Genomic DNA, 12,420 nt, shown 5'->3' on the forward strand with positions numbered 1-12,420 from the left:
GAGACGTTTCCGGAATTGATCACGTCACCCCGGGGCCGACACACCGTGATCAATTTCCGGGTCGCCCGCGCATTCCTTCACCTAAATTTCGCGAAGGCTTATGTGAATGCCGTACGAGCGCCGGACGCGCCGAACAGGGAGGCCCTGTGTACCCCCCGCTGAGGGAAGCCGGGCGGGCGCGGGGGAGGGTCGGGTGCGGCCGTCCGGGAACGGCTCGGTAACCTAAGGCCCGCTGACAGCCACTTAGGGCGGCTTTACCAGGACAGCCGCCCCTGCGTTCCAAGGAGTTGCCGCCGCCGTGAGCAGCAGCCTTCGACGCGGCGCCCTCGCCGCCACCGCCATCGCTTTCTCGATCGCCTCGCTCGCCGCCTGCGGCGCCGGCAACAACGCGCAGACGCTGCAGATCAGGCCGGACAACGCGGCCACCAGCGTCGGCGACATCAAGATCCAGAACGCGGTGGTCATCACCCAGGCCGACCCGCAGGCGACCGGCCCGGCCGTCGTCTCCGCCACCGTCTTCAACTCCAGTGACCGTCCCCAGACGCTTGAGTCGATCAAGCTCGACGGCGCCCAGCAGGTCCAGCTCTCCCCCGCGTCGGGCAAGGGCGAGCTGACCGTCCCGGCCGGCGGCTCGGTCGTCATCGGCGGTGAGGGGAACGCGTCGGCGGTCCTGCAGAACGCCGAGTCCCTCACCGACGGCGACGCCCACAAGGTCACCTTCTCCTTCAGCGAGACCGGCGACGTGAGCCTGCGGGCGTTCATCGTCCCGGCCGAGGGCTACTACGCCGCGTGGGGCCCGAGCGGCAGCCCGGCGGCGAGCCCTTCGCCGACCGGTGAGGCCGGCGAGACCGGTGAGGCGGGCGGCGAGCACGGCGAGGGCGGCGCGACGGGCGACGAGGCCGGGGCCGCCTCCGGCACGCCGACCGACCCGGCGTCCGCGTCGGCCACGGAGTCGGCGGCGGGCGACACTGCCGGGCACTGAGCGTCGTACGAAAGTCCGCGGACAAGGCCGTAACAAAGAAGGGCGGGACCTCGCCAGGAGGTCCCGCCCTTCAGTGCTTGCTCGGGGTCGCGGTTTACGGCTCGAACTTGTAGCCCAGACCCCGCACCGTCACCAGATACCGCGGCGCGCCCGGGTCCGGCTCGATCTTGGCGCGCAGGCGCTTGACGTGGACGTCGAGGGTCTTGGTGTCACCGACGTAGTCGGCGCCCCAGACGCGGTCGATGAGCTGCATGCGGGTCAGGACGCGGCCGGCGTTGCGCAGCAGCATCTCCAGCAGGTCGAACTCCTTCAGGGGGAGGTCGACCTTGGAACCGCCGACGGTGACCACGTGGCGGTCGACGTCCATCCGGACCGGGCCGGCCTCCAGGGCCGCCGGGGCCACCTCCTCCGGCTCGCCGCGGCGGCGCAGGACGGCCCGGATACGGGCGACCAGCTCGCGCGAGGAGAACGGCTTGGTGACGTAGTCGTCGGCTCCTATTTCCAGCCCGACGACCTTGTCGATCTCGCTGTCCTTGGCGGTCACCATGATGACGGGGACGTTGGAGCGGCCGCGCAGCTGGCGGCAGACCTCGGTGCCCGGCAGCCCGGGCAGCATCAGGTCGAGGAGGACGAGGTCGGCGCCGTTGCGCTCGAACTCGTCGAGTCCGTCGGGCCCGGTGGTCGCGACGGCGACCTCGAAGCCCTCCTTGCGGAGCATGTACGACAGGGCGTCGGAGAAGGACTCCTCGTCCTCGACGACGAGCACACGGGTCACGGAAGGACCTCCGGGGCGGGAAGCGATTCGTACGGGGGTGTTGCGGGGGACGAGTCGGCGGACTGCCCGGCCTCGTCGTCGAGGGCGGGGTGCTGGTGCGCCCGGTCGCGGGCCGGACCCGCCTCCGGCAGCCGCAGCGTGAACGTGGAGCCCTGTCCCTCGGAGCTCCACACCGTGACCTCCCCGCCGTGCGAGGCGGCCACGTGCTTGACGATGGCGAGCCCGAGGCCCGTACCACCGGTGGCACGGGAGCGGGCGGGGTCGACGCGGTAGAAGCGCTCGAAGATGCGCTCCTTGTCCTTGTCGGAGATGCCGATGCCCTGGTCGGTCACGGCGATCTCGATGATGTCCCCGCCGGAGCCGCTGACCCGGCGGGCGGCGATGCCGACGCGGGTGCGGGCGGGGGAGTAGTTGACGGCGTTCTCCACCAGGTTGCCCAGGGCCGCGGCCAGCTGGCTGCGGTTGCCCCAGACGTGCAGGTCGGCGGTGCCGTCCGCCCGTCGCCCACCACCCTGATCGAGCCCTTCGGGCGCCCCTACGTTCGAGGCCATGGTGATCTGCTTGGTGCCCGCCTGGTGGCGGCAGCGGTCCATGGCCTCGGCGACCAGTTCGTCCACCCGGACCGGTTCGGCGTCCTCCAGCGGGTCGTCGTTCTGCACCCGGGAGAGGTCGATGAGTTCCTGCACCAGGTTCGTCAGCCGGGTCGCCTCGATCTGCATCCGTCCGGCGAAACGCTCCACGGCCTCCGGATCGTCGGAGGCGTCCATGACGGCCTCGGACAGGAGGGAGAGCGCGCCGACGGGAGTCTTCAGCTCGTGGCTGACGTTGGCGACGAAGTCGCGTCGTACCGCCTCTATCCGGCGGGCCTCGGTGAGGTCCTCGACCAGCAGCAGCACCAGCCGGGAGCCCAGCGGGGCGACCCGGGCGGAGACCGCGAGGGCCTCGCCGCGGCCGGAGCCGCGCCGGGGCAGATCCAGCTCCACCTGGCGTATCTCGCCGTCGCGCCGGGTGTCGCGGGCCATCTGGAGCATGGGGTCGACGGCGAGCTTGCCGCCGCGCACCAGCCCGAGGGCGTAGGCGGCGGAGCTGGCCTTGACGACGGCGTCGGCCTCGTCGAGGACGACGGCCGAGGAGCGCAGTACGGACAGCACGGTGTCCACGCCCGGTGGCAGCACCGGGTCGGTGTGCAGGGAGGTGCGGGTGGGCCGCTTCAGGTCGCGTTCGCTCCAGCGGAACGCCAGCATGGCGATGACGCCGGTGAGCACACCGGCGATCGCTGCCGCTGCGGCGACCGCCGCGTTCACGTCCATGCACCCAGGTTAGGCATGCACTACCCCTTGCCCACAGCCGTCCGAGTACCGGCTCGAACACTCGTCGCCCAGAGTTCACCTTGGAGCCAGTGTTGATTCATTTGGGGTGGCCGAAACGGACGCGTAGGGCCCGGAACGTGGGAGCGTGGGGTTCGTAACACCGGTTCACGACGGGGTCCCGGCGGACACGCGCGGCGCTCCTGCAGGCCCCATGAACCCCCTGAATCCCCGAAGAAGATCGCACGAGAGGGAGCCCTGATGCGGGACGCGTACCACGAGGAACTTGACTCGATCGGCGACGGCCTGGTCGAGATGGCCCGGCTGGTCGGGTCGGCGATCGGACGCGCCACGACGGCCATGCTCGACGCCGACCTGAAGCTGGCCGAGAGCGTCATCGAGGCCGACAAGAAGGTCGACGACCTCCAGCACGACCTGGAGGCCCGGGCGATAGCCCTGCTGGCCCGCCAGCAGCCGGTGGCGACGGACCTGCGGATCGTGGTCACGTCGCTGCGGATGAGCGCCGACCTGGAACGGTCCGGCGACCTCGCCCAGCACGTCGCCAAGCTCGCCCGGCTGCGCTTCCCCCAGCGCGCCGTCCCGCACGACCTGCACGCGACGATCCTGGAGATGGGCCAGCTCGCGCAGCGCCTGATGGCGAAGACGGCCGAGGTCATCGTGACCAAGGACATCGACCTGGCGATGCAGCTCGAACATGACGACGACGAGATGGACCTGCTGCACCGCACCCTCTTCCAGCACCTGATGGACGACCGCTGGAAGCACGGCATCGAGACGGCCGTGGACGTGACGCTGCTCGGCCGCTACTACGAGCGGTTCGCGGACCACGCGGTGGCGGTGGCCAAGCGCGTGGTGTTCCTGGTGACCGGTGAGCACGCGGACGAGCTGCAGGCGGACATGGTGCCGGGGGTGGACGGGGCCTGAGCGGGCACCCCCGGGTACCGGTAGGGGCGCGTTTCCGCCTCCGTGCGCCGTTGATGCGCCCGGCGAAGCGGGCATGAAATGGGCACAGGCACAGTGCCTTGAGGAGGGACCCATGGCCGAATCCCCCAGCACGCCCCGTACGACGACGCCCGAGCCCACGCAGGAACGCCCCACCGAGCAGCCCGCCGACATCAGGAGCCTGACGCTGATCGGCGCGTGCGGCTGCGGCTCGGGGTGCACGTGTGGGTGCCAGCAGGGGAATCCCTGTCAGTGCGGCTGACCGGATTTCTTACGTCCTTGCGACGGTGAAGGGCCCCCAGCGCGATGGCCGGGGGCCCTTCGCGTCGCCGCGGGGGGCGTCGGGGCGCAGCATGGAGATGGAGGAGGAAGCGACCGACCGGGCAGCACGGGAAGGAGGTGCGGGCCATGACCCAGTTCATGGACGTCCACCGCGGCATGCGGGGCATCACGGCGGACCAGCTCCACGAGGCCCACCAGGCCGACCTCGCCATAGAGAAGGAAGAGGGCGTGCACTTCAAGCAGGCCTGGGCGGACCCGGACTCCGGAATCGTCTACTGCCTCTCCGAGGCGCCCTCGGCGGAGGCGGTGCAGCGCATCCACGAGCGCGCGGGGCACAAGGCGGACGAGATCCATCCGGTGCCGTTGACGATCTGACACGCCGTCCGAGCTGCGGCCCCCTGCCGCGAACACGGCGTCGACAGGGGGTCGCTCCTGGCTTGATCAGTTGGGCTTACTTCTTCTTGCCCTGGTTCTTGACCGCCTCAATAGCCGCCGCAGCCGCCTCCGGATCCAGGTACGTGCCGCCCGGCACGACCGGCTTGAAGTCGGCGTCCAGTTCGTAGGACAGCGGGATGCCCGTCGGGATGTTCAGGCCCGCGATGTCGGCGTCGGAGATGCCGTCGAGGTGCTTGACCAGGGCGCGCAGGGAGTTGCCGTGGGCGGCGATCAGGACCGTGCGGCCGGTCAGGAGGTCGGGGACGATGGCGTCGAACCAGTACGGGAGCATGCGGACGACGACGTCCTTCAGGCACTCCGTCTGCGGGCGCAGCTCCGGCGGGAGGGTCGCGTAGCGCGGGTCGGAGAACTGGGAGTACTCGGCGTCGCGGTCCAGCGGCGGCGGCGGGGTGTCGTAGGACCGGCGCCACAGCATGAACTGCTCCTCGCCGAACTCGGCGAGGGTCTGCGCCTTGTCCTTGCCCTGCAGGGCGCCGTAGTGGCGTTCGTTCAGGCGCCACGAGCGGTGGACCGGGATCCAGAGGCGGTCGGCGGCCTCCAGGGCGAGCTGCGCGGTGCGGATCGCGCGCTTCTGCAGTGAGGTGTGGACCACATCGGGCAGCAGGCCGGCGTCCTTCAGCAGCTCGCCGCCGCGCGTCGCCTCCTTCTCGCCCTTCGCCGTGAGGTTGACGTCCACCCAGCCGGTGAACAGGTTCTTCTCGTTCCACTCGCTCTCGCCGTGGCGGAGGAGGATCAGCTTGTACGGTGCGTCGGCCATGGCTTCGAGCCTACCTAAGCCCCGAGCGGCCCGAGCGGGCTGCCGGGGCATGCCCATGCCACGGTTCCCCCGCTTGTTTAATTTCAAGTAGATTCCCCCCCAACCTTCGACGACGTTGGTGCGTCTGGCTGTCCCAGGCCTGTGTAGGTGTCCAGGAAAAAGAGGAGCTCAGAACGTGACGGTGCGTTCCTTTGCACGGCGGATGCGACCGCGAGTCGAGCGGAAGGCCGCTGAGCGGGTCTGGCAGCTGCGGACGATGCGGCGCCGCCGCAGAGCAGCGGTCGGCGACCCGGTCCTGCGCCCGGTGACGGTGCGCGGCCAGCAGCTCTACGGCCGCGTCGTGACCCGGTTCACCGCTGCCGAGGCCGCCGCCGCCAACCTCGATCTGGTGGTCGCCGCGCTGGAGCAGGAAGGCATCTCCTACTTCCTCGTGCCGGCCTCCCGCACCCGTCACACCGTGGGGGTGAACGCCGTCGACCGGCAGCGGTTCCTCGCCGCTCTTCAGGCGCGGAACGCCGGGAAGGCCGTGTTCATCGGGCGGCCGCTGCCCGGTGGACAGCTGGAGAACCCCGCGATGTTCATGGACGGTGTGCTGCCGAACGCGCTGCGCACAGCCCCGGTGCTGCGGATAGGCGAGAACCACCTCGGCCCCGCCGGCCAGCTGCTCGCGGGGCCCGAGCTGGCCTGCGACGTGGAGTTCTGGGAGGACGGGGCCGCGGTGCTCGCCTCCGAGCAGGGGGAGCAGCGGCTGGGGAAGGTGCAGCCGCAGGCGTCCGAGGACGTCTTCCGCGAGTCCCTCGTCGCACCCCGCAACAACGGCGTCACCGACGTCCTGCCCGTCGCCGAGCAGAAGCCCGCCACCGTGCGGGTCGGCGACCGGGAGCTGCCGAGCTTCGCGCCGCTCACCCTGCCGACCGTGAATCGCGTCACCTTCCCCGTGGACATCGTCTACACCTGGGTCGACGGCGAGGAGCCCCAGATGCGGGCCAAGCGGGCCCGCTACCAGGAGCGCGGCACGGCCGAGATCCTGGACAAGGAGATCAACGCCTCCCGCTACACCAGCCATGACGAGCTGAAGTACTCGCTGCGCTCGCTTGCGATGTACGCCGACTTCGTCCGGCACATCTACCTCGTCACCGACGGCCAGAAGCCGCACTGGCTCGACGACACGGCCGAGGGGATCACGGTCGTCGACCATCGCGACATCTTCCCCGAGGGCGTCCTGCCCGTCTTCAACTCGCACGCGATCGAGACCCGGCTGCACCACATCCCCGGCCTGTCCGAGCACTACCTGTACTTCAACGACGACGTGTTCGTCGGCCGCCGGATCACCCCCGAGCACTTCTTCCACGGCAGCGGCCTGATGAGGATCCCGGTCTCCCCGCTGAAGATCGGCGTCGGCAAGCCGCACGCCGAGGAGACGGCGACCAACTCCGCCAGCAAGAACGTCCGCCGGCTGCTGCTGGAGAAGTTCGGCCGGATGACGACGAACAACTTCATGCACACCCCGCTGCCGCAGCAGCGCGAGACGCTGCTGGCGCTGGAGGAGCTGTTCCCGGAGGAGATCGCCCGCACCACGGCGTCCCGCTTCCGCTCACCGACGGACATCGCCATGACGGCCCCGCTGCTGTACCAGTACGCGCTGATGACCGGCCGGGGCGTGCCGGGCAGGTTCAGCTTCCGGTACGTGAACATCAGCCGCCCGGACGCCGACGACCGCCTGGCCGACCTGCGCGACAACCGCCGCTTCGACTTCTTCTGCCTCAACGACGTCGACGTGCCGCCGGAGGACCGGGAGCAGGTCAGCGTCCGGATGCACGGGTTCCTGGAGAACTACTTCCCGTTCCCAAGCCCGTACGAGAAGCAGCAGCCCGAGAAGCCGACCGGGAAGCAGCCCGGGAAGCCGACCGAGAAGTCCGTCCTTCCCTCCGAGCAGCAGAGCTGACAGGGCCGCGGCCATGGACATCCGTCACCGCCTCACGACGGCCCCGGGCCTACGCGCCGCCCGGGACCTCCTGGTGCGCCTGGGGCTCTGGCTGTGGGCCCGGCTCTGGGCGCTGCGCGCCACCCCGGCCCGCCGCCGTCTGCGGGCCGTCGTCCCCGGGCTGCGCCGGGTCGCCTGCGGGCCGACGCGACTGTACGGGCGTACCGTCACCGGCTACACCACCGCGGACGCCGCCGCCGCCGACCTGGAGCAGGTGTGCGCCCTGCTGGACGCGGCCGGTGCCCCGTACTTCCTGGTCCCCTCCGACGGTCCCCGGCAGGTGATCGGCGTTTCGGAGACGTACCGCGGCACGGTCCTGGCGCAGGCGGCGCGGCACTTCGCCCGCACCCCCGCGTATGTCGGTGCCGTCGGTTCGGACGGCGGCGTGACCAGGGCGGTGCTGTGGGCCGACGGGCGGCTGCCGCGGGCGCTGCGGCGGGCGGCGGTGCTGCGCACCGGCGAGGTGCGCCTCGGCCCGGCGGGTCAGGTGCTCGGCGGTCTGGAGACGGGGTGCGACATCGAGTTCTGGCGGCACGGCCGGGGCCTGGGCGCCGACCCCTCCCATCTCACCGTGCCCGGCGTCCAGCTGCCGGACGTCTTCGAGTCGGCGCTCGTCGCGCCGCGCCGCAACCCGGTGTCCGAGGTGCTTCCGGCGTCGGCGCAGCGACCGGCCATGGTGGACGGCCCCCGCCGCAGGGTCCCGACGTTCGCGCCGTTCGCCGAGCCGGGCATCGACGAGGTGAGCTTCCCCGTCGACGCGGTGTACACCTGGGTCGACGGGGACGACCCGGCGCTGGCCGCGAAGCGCCGCGCCCACCAGGCGGCCTCCGGCAACGACATCGCCCCGCGCGAGACCGGCGCCTCCCGCTACACCAGCCATGACGAACTGAAGTACGCGCTCCGCTCGCTGGAGATGTACGCCGGGTTCGTCCGGCATGTCTACCTCGTCACCGACGCGCAGATCCCCGCCTGGCTGGATCCGGACGCGAAGGGCCTGACGGTGGTCGACCACCGGGACATCCTCCCGGCCGACGCGCTCCCCGTCTTCAACTCGCACGCCATCGAGAGCCGGCTGCACCACATCCCGGGCCTGTCGGAGCACTACCTCTACTTCAACGACGACGTCTTCATCAACCGCCCGGTGCGGGCGGAGCACTTCTTCCACGGCAACGGCGTCGCCCGCATCCCGCTGTCCCCGCTGAAGCTCGGGATCGGCGACCCGCACCCGATGGAGCCGGCCCCGAACTCCGCCGGGAAGAACACCCGCGAGGTGATCCGGCGGTTCCACGGCCGGCAGATCACGCACAAGTCGCTGCACACCCCGCATCCGCAACTGCTGTCGGTGATGCGGGAGATGGAGAGCCGGGGCATCGAGGAGCTGGAGCGGACCTCGTACTCGCGCTTCCGCGCCACCACCGACCTGGCCCCGGCGTCCACGCTGCACCACCACTGGGCGATCGCGACCGGGCGGGCCGTCCCGGCCGACTACCGCTTCCGGTATGTGCAGCTGGGCAGCCCGGACATGCGGCGGCGGCTGGCCCGCCTGGAGGCCGGCGAGGACATCGACTTCTTCTGCCTCAACGACGTGGACACCGCCCCGGCGGACCGGGCGGCGGCCCAGGCGGCCATCCACGCCTTCCTGGAGCGGAAGTATCCGTTCCCCAGCCGCTTCGAACGGATGCCACGGGTCATCCCCAAACAGCCGACACGATTGACGCTCCCTGTTAATTGAGTGGCGGATCCACGGATCCCGTTCGTAAGTTGTGAGCGCCGCTAGGGCCACTTACAGCTGTGGGGGATCCGCGATGTCACCAGCCACCCTGAGACGTGCCGTCCGGGAGAGTGTCTCCGGGCTCCCCCGCGAGTTCTGGTGGCTGTGGACCAGCACGCTCATCAACCGGCTCGGCGGGTTCGTGGCCACCTTCATGGCCATGTACCTGACCATGGACCGCGGCCACTCCGCCACGTACGCCGGTCTGGTCGCGGCGCTGTACGGCCTCGGCGGCGTCGTCCTCTCCCTCGGCGGCGGCGTGCTGGCCGACCGGCTCGGGCGGCGGCCGACGCTGCTCGTCGCCCAGGCGTCCACCGCGGTGTCCGTCGCGCTGCTCGGGTTCGTGCAGCACCCGGTGGCCATCGCCGCCGTCGCCTTCCTGGTGGGCGCCGCCTCCAACGCCTCCCGGCCCGCCGTGCAGGCGATGATGGCCGACATCATCCGGCCCGAGGACCGCGTCCGCGCCTTCTCCCTGAACTACTGGGCGATCAACCTCGGCTTCGCGATCTCCTCCACCGCCGCCGGTTTCATCGCCGAGGTCAGCTACCGCGTCGGTTTCCTGATCGAGGCCGGTATGACCATGGCCTGCGCGATCGTCGTGTTCGTGAAACTGCCGGAGTCGAGGCCCGTCCGGGCGGCCACGGCGAAGCAGGCCGAGCCGGTCTCCCTGGGCACCGTCCTGCGGGACGGGCGCTTCATGGGCGTCGTCGGGCTGTCCTTCCTGTGCGCGCTGATCTTCCAGCAGGGCTCCGTCGGGCTGCCGATCGCGATGGGCGAGGCCGGGTTCACGCCCGCCGACTACGGCATGGCCATCGCCGTCAACGGCGTACTGATCGTCGCGCTCCAGATCCCGGTCACCCGCTTCATCGAACACCGCGATCCCCGGCGGCTGCTGATCATCTCGTCGCTGCTCGCCGGGTACGGCTTCGGCCTCACCGCCTTCGCCGGGTCGGTCGGCCTCTTCGCCCTCACCGTCTGCGTGTGGACCCTCGCCGAGATCGTTCAGGCGCCCACCCAGACCGGCCTCGTCGTCGCCCTCTCCCCGGAGCACGGCCGCGGCCGCTACCAGGGCATGCACACCATGTCCTGGTCCGTCGCCGGTCTGGTCGCACCCCTGATGTCCGGCTTCGTCATCGACCGGTTCGGGGCGGAGTGGCTGTGGGGGCTGTGCGCGGTGGTCGGCACGGGAGCGGCGATCGGGTACGGCGTCCTGATGCGCCGCCTGCCGCGGCAGGAGCCGCTGGCCGCCGCGCCGCCGGCCCCGGCGAAGCCCGAGGTCAGCACCACCTGACGGAAAGCCCTAGGGGTGCATCCGCGCACCCTTGAGGGCCTTGTCCACGGCATTGCGCGGGCCGTGGACGGCGAGCCCCACCAGGTCCAGCTCCGCCGTCCGCACGGCCCGCACGGCCGCCCGGTTGTCGCGGTCGTTGCCCGTCGCGAACAGGTCCGAGGTGAACACCGCGCGCGGGAGGGCACGGGAGAGCACGCGCGCGTGGGACGCGGTCAGCGTCTCCTTCGTGCCCTCGAAGACCAGCACCGGCTGACGGAACATCGGCAGATAGGGCACGCCGTCGGCGTCCTCGTACGGCTCGCCGATCACCTCGGGGACCTCCCTGCCGAGGCCGCTGACCAGGAAGGCGGTGACGTTCAGGCGCTGCCAGGTCTCCAGGTCCTCACGGAGCAGAACGGCGATCTTGGTGTCGAAGCGGTCGGCGCGGACAGGTGCGGAATCGTTCATGGGACCAGCGTGCCGACCGTCGTACGGCCCGGTCTTGTACGTTCTTTGCATGGCCCAGCAGCGGGAGGTCTCCGCCTGGCGGCCGCCCGTCCCGGGCGTCGTCGAGGTCTTTCACGCCCACTTCACCGAGTACGCCTACCCGATGCACGTCCACGAGGCGTGGACGCTGCTGATCGTGGACGACGGCGCCGTACGGTACGACCTCGACCGGCACGAGCACGGCACCCCGCACGACACGGTGACCCTGCTGCCGCCGCACGTCCCCCACAACGGCTTCGCCGCCACCCCGCACGGCTTCCGCAAGCGGGTGCTGTACCTGGACGGTTCGCTGCTCACCGACGACCTGATCGGGCCCGCCGTCGACGCGCCCGACGTGCGCGATCCGGTGTTGCGGCGGCGCGTGGGGCAGTTGCACGGCGCGCTCGCCGCCCCCGGTGACGAGTTGGAGGCCGAGAGCCGGTTGACGCTCGTCGGGGACCGGCTGCGCGCCCATCTGCGGCCACGGCTCGCCACCACCGGCCCGCGCACCGACCCCGCCCTGGCCCGCCAACTCCGTGAACTCCTCGACGAACGGGTTGTCCACGGCCTGTCGCTGGGCGAGGCGGGCTCGCTCCTCCAGGCTCATCCGGCCCATCTCGTACGGGCGTTCAGCGGGGCGTACGGCATCGCGCCGCACCAGTACCTGAACTCCCGGCGCGTCGAACGCGCCCGGCGGCTGCTGCTGGCCGGTGTCCGCCCCGCCGAGGCGGCGGCCGCGACCGGGTTCTACGACCAGGCCCATCTCACCCGGCACTTCCGGCGGCTGGTGGGGGTGACCCCGGGGCGCTACCGGGACGGCTCGCCGCCCTCGGGTCCGTCGCGCTGAATGTCCGGCCCGTCGCGCTGAATCTCCGGTCCGTCGCGCTGGATCAGGTGCGCGAACGCCTCCAGGTTGCGGGTCGACTCGCCGCGCGAGACGCGCCACGCGTACTCCTTGCGGATCGCGGAGGCGAAACCCATCTCCAGAAGGGTGTTGAAGGCGCCGTCGGCGGCCTGGAGGATCTGCCCGAGCAGCCGGTCCAGCTCGTCCGCGGTGACGGCGGCGAGCGGCAGCTTGCCGGTGACATAGATGTCGCCGAGCGGGTCGACGGCGTAACTCACGCCGTACAGCTTGAGGTTGTGCTCCAGCAGCCAGCGGTGGACGCCGGGTTCGTTCTCGTCGGGGTGGCGGATCACGAAGGCGTTCAGCGACAGGGAGTGGCGGCCCACGATCAGGGAGACCGTCGTCGACAGCTTGCGGGTGCCGGGGAGCTTGACGACGTAGTGGCCGGGTGTGGGGCTCTCCCACTCCAGCTCCGCGTCCTTGAACACGTCCTCGATGACCTGCGCCGCCCGCTGCTCTGCATCGCCCATGGCGGCAGCGTAC

The 12,420-nt window shown here is 71.0% G+C and carries 12 protein-coding genes; 7 read left to right on the forward strand and 5 right to left on the reverse strand.

Going from position 1 to position 12,420, the window contains the following annotated elements:
• Positions 1-298 precede the first annotated feature (298 nt).
• The gene (locus KWI83_RS14345; RefSeq protein WP_218514736.1) at positions 299-982 is read left to right on the forward strand and encodes a copper chaperone PCu(A)C; all 684 of its coding nucleotides are present in this window, start codon (positions 299-301) and stop codon (positions 980-982) included.
• A 94-nt stretch (positions 983-1,076) separates the two neighbouring features.
• Here KWI83_RS14345 and KWI83_RS14350 read toward each other — a convergent pair whose 3' ends face one another.
• Entirely contained in the window at positions 1,077-1,757 is a 681-nt protein-coding gene (locus tag KWI83_RS14350; RefSeq protein ID WP_043502011.1) for a response regulator transcription factor, read from the reverse strand.
• The gene (locus tag KWI83_RS14355) at positions 1,754-3,067 is read right to left on the reverse strand and encodes a cell wall metabolism sensor histidine kinase WalK (RefSeq protein WP_218514737.1); all 1,314 of its coding nucleotides are present in this window, start codon (positions 3,065-3,067) and stop codon (positions 1,754-1,756) included. Before KWI83_RS14355 ends, KWI83_RS14350 begins: the two co-directional genes overlap by 4 nt.
• A gap of 258 nt (positions 3,068-3,325) precedes the next feature.
• On the opposite strand from KWI83_RS14355, the gene phoU reads away from it, so the two are divergent.
• Together phoU and KWI83_RS14365 are read left to right on the forward strand one after the other, a co-directional pair.
• A complete protein-coding gene (gene phoU, locus KWI83_RS14360) occupies positions 3,326-4,009 on the forward strand; it encodes a phosphate signaling complex protein PhoU (RefSeq protein WP_218514738.1) in 684 nt (227 codons plus the stop codon).
• A gap of 426 nt (positions 4,010-4,435) precedes the next feature.
• Complete coding sequence (locus tag KWI83_RS14365; RefSeq protein WP_218514739.1) at positions 4,436-4,684, forward strand: SCO4226 family nickel-binding protein; 249 nt, start codon at positions 4,436-4,438, stop codon at positions 4,682-4,684.
• A gap of 76 nt (positions 4,685-4,760) precedes the next feature.
• Here KWI83_RS14365 and KWI83_RS14370 read toward each other — a convergent pair whose 3' ends face one another.
• Positions 4,761-5,522 carry a phosphoglyceromutase gene (locus tag KWI83_RS14370; RefSeq protein WP_218514740.1) on the reverse strand — a complete coding sequence of 254 codons (762 nt, stop codon included), beginning with the start codon at positions 5,520-5,522 and terminating at the stop codon, positions 4,761-4,763.
• Between the two features lie 202 nt (positions 5,523-5,724).
• Between KWI83_RS14370 and KWI83_RS14375 the strand changes: the two genes are divergently transcribed.
• The 3 genes from KWI83_RS14375 to KWI83_RS14385 all read left to right on the forward strand — a co-directional run bounded on the left by KWI83_RS14375 (position 5,725) and on the right by KWI83_RS14385 (position 10,568).
• Complete coding sequence (locus tag KWI83_RS14375) at positions 5,725-7,467, forward strand: stealth family protein (RefSeq protein ID WP_256362230.1); 1,743 nt, start codon at positions 5,725-5,727, stop codon at positions 7,465-7,467.
• A gap of 13 nt (positions 7,468-7,480) precedes the next feature.
• Entirely contained in the window at positions 7,481-9,238 is a 1,758-nt protein-coding gene (locus KWI83_RS14380) for a stealth family protein (RefSeq protein WP_218514742.1), read from the forward strand.
• 73 nt (positions 9,239-9,311) lie between these two features.
• Positions 9,312-10,568: an MFS transporter gene (locus KWI83_RS14385; protein WP_218514743.1), complete on the forward strand. Its 1,257-nt coding sequence runs from the start codon at positions 9,312-9,314 to the stop codon at positions 10,566-10,568.
• Positions 10,569-10,577: 9 nt separating this feature from the next.
• On the opposite strand, the gene KWI83_RS14390 is transcribed toward KWI83_RS14385, so the two are convergent.
• Positions 10,578-11,015, reverse strand: coding sequence for a DUF2000 domain-containing protein (locus KWI83_RS14390; RefSeq protein WP_256362231.1), 438 nt, complete (start codon positions 11,013-11,015; stop codon positions 10,578-10,580).
• 49 nt (positions 11,016-11,064) lie between these two features.
• Here KWI83_RS14390 and KWI83_RS14395 point away from each other — a divergent pair, with 49 nt between their 5' ends.
• Positions 11,065-11,880 (forward strand): AraC family transcriptional regulator, encoded by an 816-nt coding sequence (locus tag KWI83_RS14395; RefSeq protein WP_218514745.1) that lies wholly within the window; start codon positions 11,065-11,067, stop codon positions 11,878-11,880.
• Here KWI83_RS14395 and KWI83_RS14400 read toward each other — a convergent pair.
• On the reverse strand, positions 11,841-12,407 hold the full coding sequence (locus tag KWI83_RS14400) for a YbjN domain-containing protein (protein ID WP_218514746.1): 567 nt from the start codon (positions 12,405-12,407) through the stop codon (positions 11,841-11,843). The genes KWI83_RS14395 and KWI83_RS14400 overlap by 40 nt on opposite strands.
• Between the last annotated feature and the right edge of the window lie 13 nt (positions 12,408-12,420).

Source organism: Streptomyces sp. TRM70350 (genome assembly GCF_019219825.1).
GTDB lineage: Bacteria > Actinomycetota > Actinomycetes > Streptomycetales > Streptomycetaceae > Streptomyces.

Excerpts from the sequence above, each read along its gene's own strand:
- KWI83_RS14365 (WP_218514739.1), top strand. The coding sequence starts at position 4,436 with ATGACCCAGTTCATGGACGTCCACCGCGGCATGCGGGGCATCACGGCG.
- phoU (WP_218514738.1), top strand. The coding sequence starts at position 3,326 with ATGCGGGACGCGTACCACGAGGAACTTGACTCGATCGGCGACGGCCTG.
- KWI83_RS14400 (WP_218514746.1), bottom strand. The coding sequence starts at position 12,407 with ATGGGCGATGCAGAGCAGCGGGCGGCGCAGGTCATCGAGGACGTGTTC.
- KWI83_RS14370 (WP_218514740.1), bottom strand. The coding sequence starts at position 5,522 with ATGGCCGACGCACCGTACAAGCTGATCCTCCTCCGCCACGGCGAGAGC.
- KWI83_RS14395 (WP_218514745.1), top strand. The coding sequence starts at position 11,065 with ATGGCCCAGCAGCGGGAGGTCTCCGCCTGGCGGCCGCCCGTCCCGGGC.
- KWI83_RS14375 (WP_256362230.1), top strand. The coding sequence starts at position 5,725 with ATGCGACCGCGAGTCGAGCGGAAGGCCGCTGAGCGGGTCTGGCAGCTG.
- KWI83_RS14390 (WP_256362231.1), bottom strand. The coding sequence starts at position 11,015 with ATGAACGATTCCGCACCTGTCCGCGCCGACCGCTTCGACACCAAGATC.
- KWI83_RS14385 (WP_218514743.1), top strand. The coding sequence starts at position 9,312 with ATGTCACCAGCCACCCTGAGACGTGCCGTCCGGGAGAGTGTCTCCGGG.
- KWI83_RS14380 (WP_218514742.1), top strand. The coding sequence starts at position 7,481 with ATGGACATCCGTCACCGCCTCACGACGGCCCCGGGCCTACGCGCCGCC.
- KWI83_RS14355 (WP_218514737.1), bottom strand. The coding sequence starts at position 3,067 with ATGGACGTGAACGCGGCGGTCGCCGCAGCGGCAGCGATCGCCGGTGTG.